The organism is Reyranella soli, assembly GCF_007992495.1.
GTDB classification, from domain to species: Bacteria; Pseudomonadota; Alphaproteobacteria; order Reyranellales; family Reyranellaceae; genus Reyranella; species Reyranella soli.
In genome coordinates, this window is sequence record NZ_BKAJ01000037.1 from 90,141 (window position 1) to 107,427 (window position 17,287).

Annotated in this window: 19 protein-coding genes and 1 other RNA gene; 1 reads left to right on the forward strand and 19 read right to left on the reverse strand. The window is 67.2% G+C overall.

Annotated elements, in window-relative coordinates; all coding sequences use genetic code 11:
- Positions 1-3: 3 nt before the first annotated feature.
- The 19 genes from folP to RSO01_RS12775 all read right to left on the reverse strand — a co-directional run bounded on the left by folP (position 4) and on the right by RSO01_RS12775 (position 15,111).
- A complete protein-coding gene (folP, locus tag RSO01_RS12685) occupies positions 4-777 on the reverse strand; it encodes a dihydropteroate synthase (protein WP_147149461.1) in 774 nt (257 codons plus the stop codon).
- 41 nt (positions 778-818) lie between these two features.
- On the reverse strand, positions 819-2,768 hold the full coding sequence (gene ftsH / locus RSO01_RS12690) for an ATP-dependent zinc metalloprotease FtsH (RefSeq protein ID WP_147149462.1): 1,950 nt from the start codon (positions 2,766-2,768) through the stop codon (positions 819-821).
- A gap of 25 nt (positions 2,769-2,793) precedes the next feature.
- Entirely contained in the window at positions 2,794-3,822 is a 1,029-nt protein-coding gene (tilS, locus tag RSO01_RS12695; RefSeq protein ID WP_147149463.1) for a tRNA lysidine(34) synthetase TilS, read from the reverse strand.
- Between the two features lie 47 nt (positions 3,823-3,869).
- Positions 3,870-4,592, reverse strand: coding sequence for a tol-pal system protein YbgF (ybgF, locus tag RSO01_RS12700; protein WP_147149464.1), 723 nt, complete (start codon positions 4,590-4,592; stop codon positions 3,870-3,872).
- Between the two features lie 113 nt (positions 4,593-4,705).
- The gene (pal, locus tag RSO01_RS12705) at positions 4,706-5,167 is read right to left on the reverse strand and encodes a peptidoglycan-associated lipoprotein Pal (protein WP_218037324.1); all 462 of its coding nucleotides are present in this window, start codon (positions 5,165-5,167) and stop codon (positions 4,706-4,708) included.
- Between the two features lie 73 nt (positions 5,168-5,240).
- On the reverse strand, positions 5,241-6,566 hold the full coding sequence (gene tolB, locus RSO01_RS12710; protein ID WP_246158353.1) for a Tol-Pal system beta propeller repeat protein TolB: 1,326 nt from the start codon (positions 6,564-6,566) through the stop codon (positions 5,241-5,243).
- 49 nt (positions 6,567-6,615) lie between these two features.
- Positions 6,616-7,578, reverse strand: coding sequence for a cell envelope integrity protein TolA (gene tolA / locus RSO01_RS12715; protein WP_147149466.1), 963 nt, complete (start codon positions 7,576-7,578; stop codon positions 6,616-6,618).
- 29 nt (positions 7,579-7,607) lie between these two features.
- On the reverse strand, positions 7,608-8,168 hold the full coding sequence (tolR, locus tag RSO01_RS12720) for a protein TolR (RefSeq protein ID WP_147149467.1): 561 nt from the start codon (positions 8,166-8,168) through the stop codon (positions 7,608-7,610).
- Positions 8,168-8,902, reverse strand: a complete 735-nt coding sequence (gene tolQ / locus RSO01_RS12725; RefSeq protein ID WP_147149468.1) for a protein TolQ — start codon at positions 8,900-8,902, stop codon at positions 8,168-8,170. Before tolQ ends, tolR begins: the two co-directional genes overlap by 1 nt.
- 26 nt (positions 8,903-8,928) lie before the next feature.
- The gene (ybgC, locus tag RSO01_RS12730; RefSeq protein WP_246158355.1) at positions 8,929-9,405 is read right to left on the reverse strand and encodes a tol-pal system-associated acyl-CoA thioesterase; all 477 of its coding nucleotides are present in this window, start codon (positions 9,403-9,405) and stop codon (positions 8,929-8,931) included.
- Positions 9,402-10,457 (reverse strand): Holliday junction branch migration DNA helicase RuvB, encoded by a 1,056-nt coding sequence (gene ruvB / locus RSO01_RS12735; RefSeq protein ID WP_147149469.1) that lies wholly within the window; start codon positions 10,455-10,457, stop codon positions 9,402-9,404. Before ruvB ends, ybgC begins: the two co-directional genes overlap by 4 nt.
- Complete coding sequence (ruvA, locus tag RSO01_RS12740) at positions 10,454-11,065, reverse strand: Holliday junction branch migration protein RuvA (RefSeq protein WP_147149470.1); 612 nt, start codon at positions 11,063-11,065, stop codon at positions 10,454-10,456. The genes ruvB and ruvA overlap by 4 nt, the downstream gene beginning before the upstream one ends.
- A complete protein-coding gene (gene ruvC, locus RSO01_RS12745) occupies positions 11,062-11,553 on the reverse strand; it encodes a crossover junction endodeoxyribonuclease RuvC (protein ID WP_147149471.1) in 492 nt (163 codons plus the stop codon). Before ruvC ends, ruvA begins: the two co-directional genes overlap by 4 nt.
- Positions 11,554-11,564: 11 nt before the next feature.
- Positions 11,565-12,323, reverse strand: coding sequence for a YebC/PmpR family DNA-binding transcriptional regulator (locus tag RSO01_RS12750; protein ID WP_147149472.1), 759 nt, complete (start codon positions 12,321-12,323; stop codon positions 11,565-11,567).
- A gap of 299 nt (positions 12,324-12,622) precedes the next feature.
- The gene (locus RSO01_RS12755) at positions 12,623-13,429 is read right to left on the reverse strand and encodes a TIGR00282 family metallophosphoesterase (protein ID WP_147149473.1); all 807 of its coding nucleotides are present in this window, start codon (positions 13,427-13,429) and stop codon (positions 12,623-12,625) included.
- Positions 13,430-13,431: 2 nt separating this feature from the next.
- A complete protein-coding gene (locus tag RSO01_RS12760) occupies positions 13,432-14,007 on the reverse strand; it encodes a 5-formyltetrahydrofolate cyclo-ligase (RefSeq protein WP_147149474.1) in 576 nt (191 codons plus the stop codon).
- Between the two features lie 21 nt (positions 14,008-14,028).
- Positions 14,029-14,185, reverse strand: a non-coding RNA gene (gene ssrS, locus RSO01_RS12765) — 6S RNA.
- A 198-nt stretch (positions 14,186-14,383) separates the two neighbouring features.
- Positions 14,384-14,716, reverse strand: a complete 333-nt coding sequence (locus RSO01_RS12770; RefSeq protein ID WP_147149475.1) for a cell division protein ZapA — start codon at positions 14,714-14,716, stop codon at positions 14,384-14,386.
- A 107-nt stretch (positions 14,717-14,823) separates the two neighbouring features.
- Positions 14,824-15,111, reverse strand: a complete 288-nt coding sequence (locus RSO01_RS12775; protein ID WP_170303018.1) for a hypothetical protein — start codon at positions 15,109-15,111, stop codon at positions 14,824-14,826.
- Positions 15,112-15,277: 166 nt separating this feature from the next.
- Here RSO01_RS12775 and tkt point away from each other — a divergent pair, with 166 nt between their 5' ends.
- Positions 15,278-17,266 carry a transketolase gene (tkt, locus tag RSO01_RS12780; protein WP_147149477.1) on the forward strand — a complete coding sequence of 663 codons (1,989 nt, stop codon included), beginning with the start codon at positions 15,278-15,280 and terminating at the stop codon, positions 17,264-17,266.
- The last annotated feature ends 21 nt before the right edge of the window (positions 17,267-17,287 follow it).

Here is a 17,287-nt window from a genome sequence, read left to right on the forward strand (position 1 = left end):
ATTTTATCGCATCGCGCGCGAAACCGCGAGGGCTTGTCGTGTGCCGGCGACGTCATGGACGCGCACAAAGGCTGCACCGCGCCGGGCCGCCTCGACGGCCAGCCAGATCGACGCCGGATCGCGGCGACGCGGCTCCTCGACGCCGGTCAGCCGGCCGATGAAGCTTTTGCGCGAGGCGCCGATCAGCACCGGATAGCCGGCCTCGGCCAAGCGGCCGGCGCCGGCGACGAGGTCGACGTTCTCCTGCACGCTCTTGCCGAAGCCAAGGCCCGGATCGAGGGCGATGCGCTCGCGCGCGATGCCTGCGGCCTCGCAAGCCCTTGCCCTTTCGACGAGGAAGCCGCGGACGTCCTCGACCACGTTGGCGTAGGCCGGGACGACATACTTCTCCTCCGAACGGCCGGCCCGGTGCATCAGCACGACCGGCACGGCGCGCTCGGCCACCAGCGGCATCAGCTCGGGATCGTCCTGCAAGGCCGACACATCGTTGACGATGCGCGCGCCGGCATCGAGGCAGGCACGCGCCACCGCCGTGCGACGCGTATCGATCGAGACGACGATGTTGCGCTTCGCCAGGCCCTCGACCACCGGCAGGACGCGCTGCAGTTCCTCGTCGGCATCGATCGGCCGAGAGCCGGGGCGGGTTGATTCGCCGCCGATATCGACGATGTCAGCGCCCTCAGAAACGAAACGCAGGCCATCGTCGATGGCCTGCGCTGGGTCGAGGCGTTCGCCGCCGTCGGAAAAGGAGTCCGGCGTCACATTGACGATCGCCATGATCCTCGGGCGATCGAGCGTGACGCCGGCAAAGCTCGCTGTCACACCCCCGGCTGCGGCTCGGGATTGGCGCCCGGCGACGGGCCAGCGCCCTGGCCGGAGCTGGTCGGCACCGAGGCGCGGCGGCGGCGGTCGGCCGAGCCTGCCCCGCCAGTATCGTCGCGCACGATCTTCTCGCCACGCAGGATCGTGCCGATCTCGTCGTTGCTGAGCGTCTCGTACTCGAGCAGCGCCTTGGCGATGAGATGCAGGTCCTCAAGATGGTCGGTCAGGATCTGCTTGGCCTTGCCCTCGGCCTCCTCGATCAGGCGGCGGACCTCCTGGTCGATCAGCTGGGCAGTGGCTTCCGAGACATTCTGCGTCTGGGTCACGGCGTGGCCCAGGAACACTTCCTGCTCGTTGGCCTGGTAGCGCACCCGGCCAAGCTTCTCCGACATACCGAAAGCGGTGATCATGCCGCGCGCGGTCTGCGTCGCGACCTGGATGTCGCTCGCCGCGCCCGTGGTCACGTTCTCCGGTCCGAAGATGATCTCCTCGGCGATGCGGCCGCCGAACATGATCGCCAGGCGGGATTCCAGGAACTGCTTGGTGTGGCTGAGATGGTCGCGCTCGGGCAGCTGCATGGTCACGCCCAGCGCGCGGCCGCGCGGGATGATCGTCACCTTGTGCAGCGGATCGCTCTTCGGGACATGCATGGCGACCAGCGCGTGACCGGCCTCATGGTAGGCCGTGAGCTTCTTCTCCTCGTCGGTCATGGCCATCGAGCGACGCTCGGTGCCCATCAGCACCTTGTCCTTGGCGTATTCGAAATCGGCCATGGTGACCAGGCGCTTGCCGACGCGGGCGGCGCGCAGCGCGGCCTCGTTGACCAGGTTGGCGAGGTCGGCGCCGGAGAAGCCCGGCGTGCCACGGGCGAGAACCCGCGGATCGACGTCGGGCGCCAGCGGCACCTTGCGCATATGGACCTTGAGGATCTTCTCGCGGCCGCCGACGTCGGGGTTGGGCACGATGACCTGGCGGTCGAAGCGGCCCGGACGCAGCAGCGCGGGATCGAGCACGTCGGGACGGTTGGTGGCGGCGATCAGGATGACGCCTTCGTTGGATTCGAAGCCGTCCATCTCGACCAGCAGCTGGTTGAGAGTCTGCTCGCGCTCGTCGTTGCCGCCGCCCAGGCCGGCACCACGATGGCGGCCGACGGCATCGATTTCGTCGATGAACACGATGCAGGGCGCGTTCTTCTTGGCCTGCTCGAACATGTCGCGCACGCGGCTGGCGCCGACGCCCACGAACATCTCGACGAAGTCGGAGCCCGAGATGGTGAAGAACGGCACGTTGGCTTCGCCGGCGATGGCGCGCGCCAAGAGGGTCTTACCGGTACCCGGCGGGCCCACCAGCAAGCAGCCCTTGGGGATCTTGCCGCCCAGCCGCTGGAACTTCTGCGGGTCCTTCAGGAAGTCGACGATCTCCTCGAGCTCGGCCTTGGCCTCGTCGATGCCAGCGACGTCCTCGAAGGTGACGCGGCCGTGCTTCTCGGTCAGCAGGCGCGCCCGTGACTTGCCGAAGCCCATGGCGCGGCCGGTGCCGCTCTGCATCTGGCGCAGGAAGAAGATGTAGACGCCGACAAGAACCAGGACCGGCAGCCAGCTCACGAAGATGGAGCCGAGGTTGACGCCCTCCTCCGCCGGCCCGGCATCGACGCGGTCGACGTTCTTGATCAGCATCGGCATCAGCTGCTCGTCAACCGGTGTCGACGGCACATAGGTCGCGAACTTCTGCACGCCATTGCGCGGCTCGCGGAAGGTGCCGGTGATGGTGTTGCCCTGGATACGGACGTCCTGGACCTGACGCTGCTCGACGGCGCGCACGAAGTCCGAATACGAAACCGTGTTGCCCGCCGACCGGGTCGCGCCACCCTGGAAGACGCTGTAGAGCAGCGCCAACAGCAGCACGATGACAATCCACAGGGCGGCGTTACGGTTGAATGGGTTCACGGGAGCTTTCCAATGGGATGCGAGTTCATTCTAGATGGGAAGCACGGGACGCGCCGCAAGCAAAAAAAGCAGCCGGAATCAGGGACTGCGCCCCGTTTCTGCCATCTCTCCTGCCATGCTCGGGCCGAACAATCCACTGCAGGCGACAACCCCGGGGGACTTGTCGCAGGACCAGCCTACATGCGGAAAGGGTGAAATCCTGAGCAATTCCGGACTTTCCCCGCATCACAGAGCCACAAAGACGGCCGGCCGCCCGCTCCAACCGGTCCCGTCGCGGCGGGTGATCGCCGCCGCCGACCGCTTGGACAACCCGGCTCAAAAGCCTCTCCTGCTGGTCGCGCCCCAAGTGAACAAAGGCTGATCGATCAATTGCGACCTCGCCCGCCGACGTGACCCCGAGGGCCTCGACTGCCACCGCGGCCAGCCTTAACTCCCGGGCAGGGCGGCCCCTATCAGCGGCCTGCCCGGTCGTCGGGTGGCCGACGCGAAGTCTCGCGCGCTCGAAGCGCGGATCGGCGTTGGAAGGATCGTCGATCCACGGCACGCCACGAGCGACCAGCGTTGCCGTGAGCCGCGACCGGGGAACCCCAAGCAGCGGCCGCAGCAGCCGCACTTCCGGCAGCTCGAGCGCAGCCGACATGCCGGCAAGACCGTCGGGGCCGCTTTGCCGCGCAGCGCGCATGGCGACCGTTTCGGCCTGGTCGTCGGCATGGTGGGCGACCAGCAGATGGAGAACGCCGCGCCGGCGACAGGCTTCGCGCAGCAGCCGATAGCGCGCCACGCGCGCGGCTTCCTGCAGGCCGGCGCGCGGCTTGGCCTCGGACCAGCGCAGGATCTCGGCCTCGCAACCGTGGCGTCCGAGCAGGGCCGCGGTAGCCGCCGCTTCCGACGCTGATTCGGGCCGCAGCGCATGGTCGACGATCAGGCCGGCGATGCGGCCGCCGCGTGCGCTGGCCCACTCCTCAGCCAGCAACGCCAAAGCGAGCGAATCGCGTCCACCGGAGACGGCAACGGCGACGATGGGTGCACGCTCGAACGGCTCGAACGGCGCCATCAGGCGCTCGAACTCCGCAGCCTCAAGAGGTCGATCGCCGGCCGTGCTCACCCGCAGCCGTTCTTCTGGCGCTCCTGGTCGACGCGGCGCTTCTGCAGGTCGGGGGCGCGCGGATAGTCCTGGCTGAACTTGGAGAAGATCTGACAGGCGTCGGCCTTGCGGCCCATCACCGCCAGCGTGATGCCAAGCTTCAGGAGATTGTCGGGGCCCTTGGGGCTGGTCTTGTAGTTCTTGTAGCCTTCGGCAAAGGCGGTCATCGCGTTCTGGTAGTCCTTGCGCGCGTAGTAGCTTTCGCCCAGCCAGTACTGTGCGTTGCCCGCCAGCGTATGCTTGGGATTGCTCTGCAGGAACGCCTTGAAGCCGCGCTCGGCGCCGGCATTGTCGCCATCCTGCAGCTTCTTCATGGCGTCGTGGTACATCTGGTCGGCACTGCCGCCCGCCGCCGGCGGCGCAGGGGGTGGTGGCGGTGGGGCGGCCGCCTGCGCGCCGCCCCCCGCTGCGCCGCCAGCGGGACGCGGTCCGCCGGCGCCGCCGCGGCCCTTCTCCATCTGGTCGAGTCGGTACTCGTAATCCGCCTGCATCTTCTCGAGCTGCTGCTGGAGCTGCTGGTTGCGGTACTGGAGCTGCTCGATCTGGCCGGTCAGCATGGTGATCGACTGCTGCAGCTGGTTGAACCGATCCTCAAGATAGACCGGGTCAGCGCGCTGGGCGCCGGCCGCTGTCGGCAGGACGAGCGCAATCGCGAGCAGGGAGGAACGGAAGATCTTCATGGCAGCCGACAGTTTCTGTGCAAAGGCGGCCATTTTCAGGCACGGCCGCTTCGCCTCCAAACGAAAACGCCGGCCCTGAGGGACCGGCGCTCCCGAGATTCCAGCTCGGTGTCTTACTGCAGCGCCGTGACGGCGCGGCGATTGCGCGCCCAGGCCGCCTCGTCGGAACCCGGCGGATCGGGGTTCTCCTTGCCGAAGCTGACGGTATTGATGCGCGCGGCCGGGATGCCCTGGGCGATGAGGTACTGCCTGGCCGCGTTGGCGCGGCGCTCGCCCAGCGCGAAGTTGTACTCGCGCGTGCCGCGCTCGTCGCAATGGCCCTCTACGGTGATCTTGTACTGGCCGTACTTCTTCAGCCACTCGGCTTGGCGGGCCAAGGTCTGACGACCATCCTCGCGGATCGTCGACTGGTCGGTGTCGAAGAACACGCGATCGCCGACATTCTGGCGGAAGTCCGCAATCGAGCCTGGGGTGACGGTTGTCGTCGCAGGGCCCGCAGCCTCCTGTTGGCTGCTACACGCGGCCATGACGATCATCGCCGCGATGGCTGCTAAAGCCTTGAAAGTCTTCATCATTCAGCGCTCCCTGACAACATCGACCCGAGCGCTAGGAAGGCGCTCGGGTCGACAAGAAAGATCATATCCTTCGCTACTGCGGAATCAAGGGTGACCAGGCCGGATCCGAAGCATCGGTCGGTGTTGGTATCTGACGTTCGAAGCGTCCGGTGATGTCAACTTGGTGCAAAGTCACCGCCCCTGTGCGACCGGCCGAGCTCGGCTGCTGACGGAAATATGCCAGCACGCGGCCGTTCGGCGCCCAGGTCGGTCCCTCGACCAGGAAGCCCGACGCCAGCATGCGCTCGCCGCCGCCATCGGGCCGCATGACGCCGATGCCGAAGCTGCTGCCGCTGATCTTGGTGAAGGCGATCCAGTCGCCGCGCGGCGACCACACCGGCGTGGCGTAGCGGCCCTCGCCGAAGCTGATGCGCCGTTCGCCGCCGCCGCCTGCGCTCATGACATAGAGCTGCTGGGTGCCGCCGCGGTCGGAGTTGAAGACGATCTGCGCACCGTCGTTGGAGAAGCACGGCGAGGTATCGATGGCCGACGAGTTGGTCAGGCGGCGCAGCGCGCGGCCGCGCACGTCCATTTCGTAGATGTTGGTGCGGCCTTCGGCGGCAATGCTCATCACCACCTTGGTGCCGTCCGGCGAGAAGCGCGGCGCGAAGCTCATGCCGGGAAAGTTGCCCATGAGCTCGCGACGACCCGAATCGACGTTCTGCAGATAGACGCGCGGCGGGCTGCTGCGGTCTTCTCCGAAGGCCATGTAGACGATCTCCTGCAGCGTCGGCGAGAAGCGCGGCGTGACGGCGATCGTGCGGCCGTCGGTGATGTAGCGGTTGTTGGCGCCGTCCTGGTCCATGATGGCGATGCGCTTGACGCGCGCATTGCCCGGGCCGCTCTCGCCGACGTAGGCGATGCGCGTGTCGAAGTAGCCCTCTTCGCCCGTCACGCGCTTGTAGATCGCGTCGGCGATGATGTGGGCGAGCCGCCGCCAGTTGGCGGGCTGGCTGGTGAAGGAGAGCCCGGCGGCTTGCTGGCCGACCACGACATCCCACAGCCGGAAGTCGACCTTGATGTTGCCGCCGGCCTGGCCGACCTCGCCGACGACGACGCCGGCCGCGCCGATCTGGCGCCAGTCGGGGAAGCGTGGCGGTGTGCTGGCATTGACGTCGCGCTGGATGAAGGAACTGGGCGGGATCGACCGGAAGAGGCCGGAGTTCTGCAGGTCGTTGCGCACGACGTTGGCGATGTCGGCGCCCACGCGGTCACCGGCGAAGTCGACGATGGCGATCGGCACCGGCTCGAAGCTCGGCCGGGTCATGTCGATCGTGAGCTGGGCGCGCGCGGGAACGGCGGCCGCGCCGGCGGCAAGTGCTGCGCCGCCCAGGATCGTCGAGCGTCGGGGAAGCATCATGTCGGACCTCTTGTTCATTGAGGGGGTGTCTCTATAGCGCGACAGGCTGTCAGTAGTCGCGGGGGTCGAAATTGAAAGTGATGTTGCGCCAGGAGTTGTATTTTTCCGGTGACAACGGCCATGGCTGGCAACGTGGGTTCATGATCGCACGGTGGGCGGCGTCGGCCGCGGCGCGATAGTTGGGATCGTTGTTGTAGCGGCCGGTATCCTTGAGCTCGGCCTTCACCGGCGTGCCGTCCTGGTTCATCTGCACGATCAGCGTGATGATCATGTTCTGGTCGCGCCCGCCGCCGATCGTGTTCCAGCACGGCCGGATCTTGTTGCGCACGCCCTCGATCTCGCTCGCCGTCACGACCGCGGCGAGGTTGGGCGCGGCGGGCGCCTGGCGCGTCACCTGCTGCACGGGCTTGGGCTGCTGCTCGGGCGTCTGGTGCTTCTGCGGCGACTGCTTGTTCTTCAGGATGTCGTCGATCATCGAATCGACGGACTTCTTCTCCGGCTGCGGCTTGGGCGGCGGCGGCTTGGGCGGCTCCGGCTTCTTTACTTCCGGCGGCGCGGGCTTGGGCGGCTCAGGCGGCTTCTCGACCTTGGGCGGTTCGGGCTCCTTGGGCTTGAGCGCGATCAGGTCCTCCGCGGGCTTCGGCGCCTCGGGCCTGGGCTTCTCGACCGGCGGTGGCGGCAGCGGCTTGGCCTCGGCCGTCTCAACCTTGGGCTTCTCGGGCGCGGGCGGCGGCTCGGCCGACTTGGGCGGCGGCGCCTTGGTCGCTTCCTCGGCGATCGGCACGTCCTTGGGCTGCGGCGGCGGATTGGCGACCTTGGGCGCCGCAGCCTTCTTGTCGATCATCTCGAAGTCGACCATCACCGGCTCGGGATCCATCAAGGGCGGCCGATTGAAGAAGTCGAGATTCATCACCGCCGCGCCCAGCACGACGACATGCAGCATCGCCGACACGATGGCCGGCGTGCGCATTTCGACGCTTCTCGGGATACGGCCGATGATGCGGTCATCCATCGATCGCTTCGCCTCTCCTTCCTGTCGCCCTAGCGCCGCGGCGCCGGTGCTGGCGCCGGTGCCGGCGTCGGTGCCGCCGGCTGCTGGCCACGCGGTGCCGGTGCGGGTGCAGGCGTGACGGTGCCGCCGCCGCCCTTGCCGAGCTGCTGCGCGGCCTCGCCGAGCAGGCCAAGCTGGCGGAAGCCGCTGTCGATCACCACGCCCATCACTTCCATCATCTTGCCGTAGTCGACGGCCTTGTCGCCGCGCATGAACACGCGCTGGTCGGGCTTCTCCTCGTGCACGGCCTTGAGCTTGGTGCCGAGCTCGCCGAGGTCGTACTTGGTCTCGCCAAGGAACACCTCGCCTTGGGCATTGACCGACACGACCAGCGGCTCGTCCTTGCCGCCGACCTGCTGCGCGCTGGTCTTGGGCAGATCGACCGGCACGCCGACCTGCAACAGCGGCGCGGTGATCATGAAGATGATCAGCAGCACCAGCATGACGTCGACCAGCGGCGTGACGTTGATGTCGGCGATCGGCGTGTAGCGCCGCCGCCGGAACTTGCCGCCGCCTGCGCTGCTGCCGGCGGCGGGAATGACGCCGGCCATCAGACCTGCTCCTCGAGCTGACGCGACAGGATGGTGATGAACTCACCGGCGAAGGATTCGAGCTGCTGGGCGTAGCGCGCGACCTGGCCCGACAGGATGTTGTAGGCGCCGGCCGCCGGGATCGCCGCGACCAGGCCGATCGCGGTGGCGAACAGCGCCTCGGAGATGCCGGGCGCCACGACCGCGAGCGAGGTGTTCTTCGACTGCGCGATGTGGCCGAAGCTGTTCATGATGCCCCACACCGTGCCGAACAGGCCGACGAAGGTGGCGTTGGCGCCGACCGTGGCGAGGAAGCCCAGCCGCTTCTCGATCGCCTCCATCTCGCGCTGGATGGTGACGCTCATCACCTGCTCGATACGCTGGCGAAGTGCTGCTCGCGCCGTGGCGCTGGTCGCCAGGCCCTTGGAGACGGAGCGGCGCCATTCGCGCATGGCGGCGGAGAAGATGCTCGACATCGGGTCATCCGGCTTCGCTCCGACGCGGTCGTAGAGGTCTTCCAGCGAGACGCCCGACCAGAAGGTGTCCTCGAAGGCCTGGGCGCTCTTCTTCAGCGAACGCAGGCGCAACATCTTTTCGAAGATGATCGCCCACGACCAGAACGAGGCCAGCAGCAGCGCGATCATCACTGCCTTGACGACCCAGTCGGCCTGCATGAACAGGCCGTAGACCGACATGTCGATCGGCCCGGTGCTGCCGCCAAGAGGGGTACTGGCGACCTGCGCAAACGCGTCCATTTTGATATCTCCGTTAGTTCAAAGGGTTATACCTGAATGTGGCGTGAGCGGGGCGACTCCCCCGCACTAACCTGGGCCAAGGCAGTCCGCACGTGCGGCGGCAATCGGACCGGCCGTCCCGTCGCCCCCATGCACGCGACGACGAGCTCGGCACGGACCAGGATCTCTTCGCCGCGGCGCGCGATCTGGATCATGTCCAGCGAGGCGCCGCGCATTTCACCGCAACTGGTGACGACTTCGATCGTCTCGTCCAGTCGCGCTGGCTTCAGATAGTCGATGGCGCAGCGGCGCACGATCCAATTCACACCGCGCTCGTCGCGCAGGGCGCTGTGGTCCTGGCCGAGCAATCGCAACAGCTCGGTGCGGCCACGCTCCAGGAAGCGCAGCCAGTTGGCGTAGTAGACGATGCCTGCAGCGTCGGTGTCCTCGTAATAAATCCGCAACGGCAGCACATGCACGCCACCCGCGATATGGCCGCTGGTGGGGCCAGCGGGAGCGCTCACGCCTCGTCCTCCGCATCGCCTGCCGTCAGCAGGTCGAGTTGCCGCTTCTGGTCGCGCGGCATGGCGACGCCAAGATGACGGTAGCCGCCCTCCGACAGGAGCCGGCCGCGCGGCGTGCGCATCAGGAGGCCGAGCTGCATGAGGTAGGGCTCGATCACGTCCTCGATGACGTCGCGCTGCTCGGAGAGCGCCGCCGCCAGCGTCTCGACGCCGACCGGGCCGCCGCCATAGTGCTCGACGATGCAGGAGAGGTACTTACGGTCCATGGCGTCGAGGCCGCGGCCGTCGACCTCGAGCCGACTCAGCGCCTCGTCGGCCACCTTGGCGTCGACCACAGCATGGCCACCAACGGTGGCGAAATCGCGCACGCGGCGCAGCAGGCGGTTTGCGACGCGCGGCGTGCCGCGCGAGCGCTTGGCGATCTCGGCACCGCCGTCCTTGGCCATCTCCATCTTGAGCACGCGTGCCGCGCGATGGACGATCGTCTCGAGTTCGGCCGGTTCGTAAAAGACCATGCGCAGCGGGATGCCGAAGCGCTCGCGCAGCGGCCGCGTCATCAGGCCCGAGCGCGTGGTGGCGCCCACCAGGGTGAAGGGAGGCAGTTCGATGCGCACCGAGCGCGCCGCCGGGCCTTCGCCGATCATCAGGTCGAGCTGGAAGTCCTCCATGGCGGGATAGAGGATCTCCTCGATCGCCGGATTGAGGCGATGAATCTCGTCGATGAAGAGGACGTCGTGCGGCTGCAGGTTGGTGAGCTGGGCGGCGAGGTCGCCCGCCTTCTGGATCACCGGGCCCGACGTGGCGCGAAAGCCTACGCCCATCTCGCGCGCCACGATCTGCGCCAGCGTCGTCTTGCCAAGCCCCGGCGGGCCATGGAACAGCACGTGATCAAGCGCCTCTTTGCGCGCCTTCGCGGCGGCGACGTAGATCTTGAGGTTCTCGCGCAGCTGCTTCTGGCCGATGAAGTCGTCGAGCGTCTGCGGCCTGAGCGCCAGTTCGGCAGCGTCCTCCTCGGCGCGCTTGGAGGTGACCAACCTCTCCTCGCCGCTCATCGAGCCAGCTCCTGCAACCCGGCACGGACCACGGCGTCGAAGGTGGCGCCGTCACCCAGGCGCTGCGTCACCCGCGCCACGGCGCCGAATGCCTCGACGCGCTTGTAGCCGAGATTGACCAGGGCGGAGACGGCGTCCTCGTTGATCGATCCCGTCGGCGCCACCGCAGCGGAAGCCGCCGCGCCCTTGGCAACAGGGGCGATGCCGAAGGCAGCCGCCTTGTCCTTGAGCTCGGTGGCAAGCCGCGCTGCCAGCTTCGGACCAACGCCGGCCGGGCGGCTGAGCGTCGCGCGGTCCTGGGCGGCGATGGCGCGGGCGATCTCGTCGGGCGACAGGGTCGAGAGGATCGACAGCGCCACCCTGGCGCCGACACCCTGCACGGTCGTCAGGATGCGGAACCAGTCGCGCTCGGCGGTCTCGAGGAAGCCATAGAGCGCGATCGCATCCTCGCGCACGATCGTCTCGACCAGCATTGTCGCGTCGCCGCCGGCTACCAGGTCGCGCAAGGTGCGGGACGAGGCCGAGACCAGGTAGCCCACGCCGCCGACGTCGATGACGGCGCTGTCGGTATCGACCGAATCGACGATGCCTTTCAGCTTGGCGATCACTGTGCCGCCTCCACGCGCTTGGCAGTGGCGCGATGATGTGCGTGGCAGATGGCGACGGCCAGCGCGTCGGCGGCATCGGCCGTCGCATCGACGCCGGGCAGCAGGCGGCCGACCATCATGGCGATCTGGCGCTTGTCGGCATGGCCCGCGCCCGTGACCGACTTCTTCACCAGGTTGGTGGCGTACTCGAACACCGGCAGGCCGGCCCGCGCCGGCGCCAGCATGACGACGCCACGCGCCTGGCCGAGCTTCAGCGTCGATGCCGGGTTGACGTTCACGAAGGTCTCCTCGATGGCCGCCTCGACCGGCCGCTGGGCCTCGACCACGGCGGCAACGCCGTCGAACAGCGCGCACAATCGATCGGCCAGCGTGCCCTCGGCCGCCACTTTGACGACGCCGTGCGCCACATGGCGCAGCTTGTTGCCGTCGACGTCGATCACGCCCCAGCCGGTCAATCGTAGACCGGGATCGAGGCCGATCAGTCTCATCGTCCCGGGCTTCAGGCCGCGAACTTCGCCAGAGCGTCGTCCGACACCTCGAAATTGGCGTAGACGTTCTGGACGTCGTCGTTGTCTTCCAGGGCCGCGATCATGTCGAGCAGGGTCTGCATCGTCTCGCCCTCGACCGGCGACGTGGTCTTGGGCCGCCACGACAGCTTGGCGACCGAGGGCTGGCCCAGCGACTTCTCGAGCGCCTCGCGCACGGAGTTGAAGTTCTCCTGAGCGCCGTAGATCTCGTGCACGCCCTCGGGGCCCTCGCCGCTCACCACGTCGTCTGCGCCGGCGTCGATCGCCTTCTCCAGCACCTCGTCGGCGCTGCCGACCGACAGCGGGAAACGGAACTCGCCGACGCGATCGAACATGAAGCTGACGCTGTTCGACTCGCCGAGATTGCCGCCGTGCTTGGCGAAGATCGAGCGGACCTCGCCGGCGGTGCGATTGCGGTTGTTGGTCAGCGCCTCGACGATCAGCGCCACGCCGCCCGGGCCGTAACCCTCGTAGCGGATTTCGTCGTAGTTGGCGTCGGCGTCGCTGCCCGAGCCGCGCTTGATGGCGCGATCGATGGTGTCGCGCGTCATGTTGGCTTCGCGCGCCGCGATCATCGCCGCACGCAGGCGCGGATTGGCATTGGGATCGGCCGCGCCGAGCCGCGCCGCGGTGGTGATCTCGCGGATGAGCTTGGTGAAGATCTTGGCCCGCTGGGCGTCCTGGCGCCCTTTGCGATGCATGATGTTCTTGAATTGCGAATGGCCCGCCATCGCCCCAAAACCAGATTCAGTGAGTTGATGGGCCGCCTATACCACTTCTCGTGGGCTTTGGGAGTGCTAGACCGTGTCTGCAGGGCCCGGGACAAAAAAAGGCGGGGGCCGAAGCCCCCGCTAAAAAACGTCGGAACCTAGATTCCGACGCCCCCTCTAACCTGAAGACAGTCGCCGAAGCCGGCGAAAAATCGTTTAACATCAAGACGATGCCGCTTTTTCCCCAAGCCGTCAACGAGCGTCTTCAGACTACCTCTAATAGGTAGGACGCCCAGTTCTGCAACACAAGATGCAGCAATTCACAGGGCCTGAGGCAGTCGGCCGCCCAGCCGGATCGGCCGGACCGCGGTGGCGAGGCCTGTACGGTCGTCGCTTTCCACAACCGCCGCGCACAAAGTGCCCTCGCCTTCGGCCGGCGCCAGGCGTTCGCCCGGCACCTTGCGTACGAAGCGCTGCACGGCCGACTCCTTCTTCATGCCGATCACCGAATCGTAGTCACCGCACATGCCGACGTCGGTCTGATAGGCCGTGCCGCCCGGCAGGATCCAGCTGTCGGCTGTAGGGACATGGCTGTGCGAGCCGAGCACGGCCGAGACGCGGCCGTCGCAATAGTGGCCGACCGACTGCTTCTCGCTGGTCGCCTCGCCATGCACGTCGACCAAAATGAAGTTGGCGGTGCTGCCCAGGGTGTACTTCGCGAGTTCGGCATCGACGCCGCGGAACGGATCGTCGAGCGCGTCCATGAACAGCCGGCACATGACGTTGATCACCACGATCTTCTGGCCACGCGCGGTCTGGAAGAGGTTGGCGCCCCAGCCGGGCGTGCCCGGCGGAAAGTTGATGGGCCTGAGCAGACGTTTGTCCTGGGCGATGTAGGGGATGATCTCGCGCTGGTCCCAGGCGTGGTTGCCGGTGGTGATGCAGTCGACGCCGGCCGCGTGCAGCTCGCCGCAGATTTTGGCGGTGATGCCAAAGCCCGCCGCCGCGTTCTCGCCGTTGACCGCCACGAAATCGAGACCGAGCTCACGCCGTAAACGTGGGACTTCCTTGATCACCACATCTCGGCCGGCCCGGCCGACGATGTCACCGCAGAACAGGACCTTCATAGCTAGACAAAGGCGCAAGCGCGCTTGTCGGTCAACAACCAATCGAGGCGCTGGTCGTCGGGCCCGTGCGGAACGTCGTCAACGAGTTGGGCGTTGAAGCCCACCCCTACCGCCGTCACCGCCTTGCGGCCACGCAGGCCAAGCAGCGTGCGATCGTAGAAGCCGCCGCCATAGCCCAATCGCCAGCCCTCCTCGTCGCAGGCGAGCATCGGCACGATCAGCGCGTCGGGCTCCAGCGTCTCGCGCTTGGGCGAGGGCTGCAGCGTGCCGAACACGCCCTGCTCCAGCGGATCGCCCGGTCGCCAAGCGCGGAACAGCAGCGGCTTGCCGCGGCCCTGCACGACGGGCAGCACCAGCTGGCACCCACCGTTGTGCAGCTCGATCATCAGCGGCCGGATGTCGATCTCGTCCTTGATTGGCCAGAAACCCGACACGACCGTCGGCGTCTCGAACGGCTGCTCGCGCTCGAAGCTCGCCACCAGCCCGTCGGCGGCGACGCGGCGTTCGTCCTCGGAGAGGCCGCCGCGCCAGGCCAGCATGGCGGAGCGCAGCGTGCGCTTGTCGTGGATCAGGGACATGTCTGGAAGGGCATAAGGTGGGGCGGCTCCACGATGGGCCGTGGCTCGTAGAACCTCCAAGGCCTGCGTAAGCAGGTGGGCACCGTGTAGCCAAGACCAGGGTCAAGGCCAGGAACAGTTCCCAGGAGTTCTTATTGGCCCCGGGGTTTTAAGCGAACCACGCACCGCGCAGAAATCCGCCCCCCTTCAATGTAGGCACTTGAGGGGGTCACCGCAATGCAGCGGTGGTTCGACGATTTACCTCACCCTGAGGAGGCCGCGCAGCGGCCGTCTCGAAGGGTGGGCAACAAGCACCTTTTGTGCTGCCCATGCTTCGAGACACAGCCCTGCGGGCTGCTCCTCAGCATGAGGTTGTTTCTTGGCGGGCGTCGAATCTCTAAGCCGCCCCGCTCACCTTCTTGCTCATCTTGTCGACGCGCGAGGTGATCAGGTCCTCGAGCGCCGTCGCCAGCGTCTCGGCGCTGTCGGTGGCGCTGGCTCTCGCGCTTTCGGCCGCCTTGGCGATGCCCCGCGCCTCGCGGCTTTCGTCGGCCAGGATCAGGGCCGCGAATACCAGCAGTTTGACTTCAGGGGTGCCGGGCAGCTGCCGGCGCAGTTCGGTGACCTTCTCGTCGACATAGGAAGCGAGTTCCTGGACCCGCTCTTCCTCGCCGTCGCCGCAGGCAAGCTCATAGTTGCGATTGGCGATCTGAACCGAGACCTCCGGCATCGTACGTTACTCCTTTTTGTTGCGCCCTTTATCGGGCGTCGAGGGGGTGCACACTCTGACACGTCAGCCTGTGCGAAGCATCCTTGAGCGTGGATGTCTTGCTTTGATCACTTCTGGTCGGCGGCCAGCAGCGAGCGGATGTACTCCATCGCGCGCTCGAGGCGACCCTCGACCTCCATTGCCACCTTCTTCAATTCGTCGTGCTGGCGCTCAAGCCTGTCGAGCCGCTTGGCCAGATCGTTGGCACGGTCGGCTTCCGCCTGCAGGCGTTCTTCCACCATCGATTCCAGCCGGCTGAGCGCACTGTCCACGCGGTCCTTTACGCTGGCCGCCGCCTTGGACACCGCTCCCCCGCCGGAGGGCGGTAGCTGCTCTCCCGTCCGCACCTGCTCCATCGTCGGAGGATAAGTGTTGGGCCGGTGAATGGTCAACATCTTGGCCCTGTGGAGCGTCTAGAGGCGCTAGATGTTGGCTTTGCCGACGGTTTTTGCGCATTGACGCCCGGGAGAGCGGTCGGCATGTTGCGCGCCGTTTCAAAAAACATACCGGCGCCCCCGCAAAATGACCGATCCAATCGCTGCCCGCCGCGACATGGCGAACGCCATCAGGGCTCTTGCCATGGACGCCGTGCAGCAAGCGGATTCGGGTCACCCCGGCATGCCCATGGGCATGGCCGACGTCGCCACGGTGCTGTTCACCAAGTTCATGAAGTTCGACGCCTCGGAGCCCCACTGGGCCGACCGCGACCGCTTCATCCTGTCGGCCGGTCACGGCTCGATGCTGCTCTATTCGCTGCTCTACCTGACCGGCTACGCCGACATGACGCTCGACGAGCTGAAGCACTTCCGCCAGCTCGGCTCCAAGACCGCGGGCCATCCCGAATACGGCCACGCCAGCGGCATCGAGACCACGACCGGCCCGCTCGGCCAGGGTCTCGGCAACTCGGTCGGCTTTGCGCTCGCCGAACGGCTGATGGCCGAGCGCTTCGGCCGCGACATCGTCGATCATTACACCTACGTCATCACCGGCGACGGCTGCCTGATGGAAGGTATCGGCCAGGAGGCGATCACGCTGGCGGGCCATCTCGGCCTCGGCCGCCTGATCGTGCTGTTCGACGACAACGGCATCTCGATCGATGGTCCGACCTCGCTCTCGACCTCCGAGGACCACAAGAAGCGCTTCGCCGCCGCCGGTTGGCACGTGCAGGCCGTCGACGGCCACGACCCCGACGCCGTCACCCGGGCGATCCGCAAGGCGCGCAACGTCACCGACAAGCCCTCGATGATCGCCTGCAAGACGGTGATCGGCTTCGGCGCGCCGACCAAGGCCGGTACTGCCGCCACGCACGGCTCGCCGCTCGGCAAGGACGAGGTCGCCGGTGCGCGCGAGAAGCTCGGCTGGCCCTACCCGCCGTTCGAGATCCCCGAGCCGATCTTCACCGCCTGGCGCAAGATCGGATCGCGCGGCAAGTCGGCCCGCCGCAAGTGGGTGAAGCGCCATGCCGCCATGGCCGAGTCCGATCGCGTCGAGTTCGACCGCCGCATCAAGGGCGACATCCCGGCCGCCGTCGGCGAAACCATCGATGCCTTCAAGGCCAAGGTCGCCACCGAGGAGCCGTCGTGGGCGACGCGCAAATCGAGCCAGGAAGTGCTGGAAGTCATCAACCCCGTGCTGCCCGATACGGTCGGCGGCTCGGCCGACCTCACCGGCTCCAACAACACCAAGACCGCCTCGCTGAAGGGCAACACGCCGAGCGACGCCGGCGGCCGCTACGTCTATTACGGCATCCGCGAGCACGCGATGGCCGCGGCCATGAACGGCATGGCGCTGCATGGCGGCGTCATCCCCTACGGCGGCACTTTCCTGGTCTTCACCGACTACTGCCGCCCGTCGATCCGTCTCGCGGCGCTGATGGGCCTGCGCGTCATCTACGTCATGACCCATGATTCGATCGGCCTCGGCGAGGACGGTCCGACGCATCAGCCGGTCGAGCATCTGGCGGCGCTGCGCGCCATCACCGGCCTGCGCGTGATGCGGCCGGCCGATACGATCGAGACGGCCGAGTGCTGGCAGCTGGCACTCGAGGCGAAGAAGGCGCCGACTGTCATTGCGCTCACGCGCCAGAACCTGCCGACCATCCGCGACGCCGGCGACGGCAACCTCTGCGCCCGCGGGGCGTACATCCTGGCGGGCGACGCGTCTGCCCCGGTCCGGCTGATCGCCTCGGGTTCGGAAGTCCAGCTTGCGCTCGGTGCGCGCGATCTTCTGGCCAAGGACGGCATCCAGGCGGCCGTCGTGTCCATGCCGTCCTGGGAGCTGTTCGCTGCGCAAGACGAAACATATCATCAGCAGGTCCTTGGGGCCGACGGCACGGTGCGGGTAGCCTGCGAGGCGGCATCGGGATTCGGCTGGGAGCGCTGGCTCGGCTCGCGCGGCGCTTTCGTCGGCATGAAGAGCTTCGGCGCGTCGGGCAAGGCGTCCGACCTCTACAAGCATTTCGGCATCACCGCCGAGGCGATCGCGGAAGCGGCCCGTCAACTCAGCAAGTAGGCGGGCTCAGCAGATAACGGA

Coding starts and splice junctions, on each gene's coding strand:
- tilS (WP_147149463.1), bottom strand. CDS start 3,822: ATGGCGCCGTTCGAGCCGTTCGAGCGTGCACCCATCGTCGCCGTTGCC.
- RSO01_RS12750 (WP_147149472.1), bottom strand. CDS start 12,323: ATGGCGGGCCATTCGCAATTCAAGAACATCATGCATCGCAAAGGGCGC.
- RSO01_RS12770 (WP_147149475.1), bottom strand. CDS start 14,716: ATGCCGGAGGTCTCGGTTCAGATCGCCAATCGCAACTATGAGCTTGCC.
- RSO01_RS12775 (WP_170303018.1), bottom strand. CDS start 15,111: ATGGAGCAGGTGCGGACGGGAGAGCAGCTACCGCCCTCCGGCGGGGGA.
- tkt (WP_147149477.1), top strand. CDS start 15,278: ATGACCGATCCAATCGCTGCCCGCCGCGACATGGCGAACGCCATCAGG.
- RSO01_RS12755 (WP_147149473.1), bottom strand. CDS start 13,429: ATGAAGGTCCTGTTCTGCGGTGACATCGTCGGCCGGGCCGGCCGAGAT.
- tolR (WP_147149467.1), bottom strand. CDS start 8,168: ATGGCCGGCGTCATTCCCGCCGCCGGCAGCAGCGCAGGCGGCGGCAAG.
- ruvB (WP_147149469.1), bottom strand. CDS start 10,457: ATGAGCGGCGAGGAGAGGTTGGTCACCTCCAAGCGCGCCGAGGAGGAC.
- tolB (WP_246158353.1), bottom strand. CDS start 6,566: ATGATGCTTCCCCGACGCTCGACGATCCTGGGCGGCGCAGCACTTGCC.
- folP (WP_147149461.1), bottom strand. CDS start 777: ATGGCGATCGTCAATGTGACGCCGGACTCCTTTTCCGACGGCGGCGAA.
- tolA (WP_147149466.1), bottom strand. CDS start 7,578: ATGGATGACCGCATCATCGGCCGTATCCCGAGAAGCGTCGAAATGCGC.
- pal (WP_218037324.1), bottom strand. CDS start 5,167: ATGATGAAGACTTTCAAGGCTTTAGCAGCCATCGCGGCGATGATCGTC.
- RSO01_RS12760 (WP_147149474.1), bottom strand. CDS start 14,007: ATGTCCCTGATCCACGACAAGCGCACGCTGCGCTCCGCCATGCTGGCC.
- tolQ (WP_147149468.1), bottom strand. CDS start 8,902: ATGGACGCGTTTGCGCAGGTCGCCAGTACCCCTCTTGGCGGCAGCACC.
- ybgF (WP_147149464.1), bottom strand. CDS start 4,592: ATGAAGATCTTCCGTTCCTCCCTGCTCGCGATTGCGCTCGTCCTGCCG.
- ruvC (WP_147149471.1), bottom strand. CDS start 11,553: ATGAGACTGATCGGCCTCGATCCCGGTCTACGATTGACCGGCTGGGGC.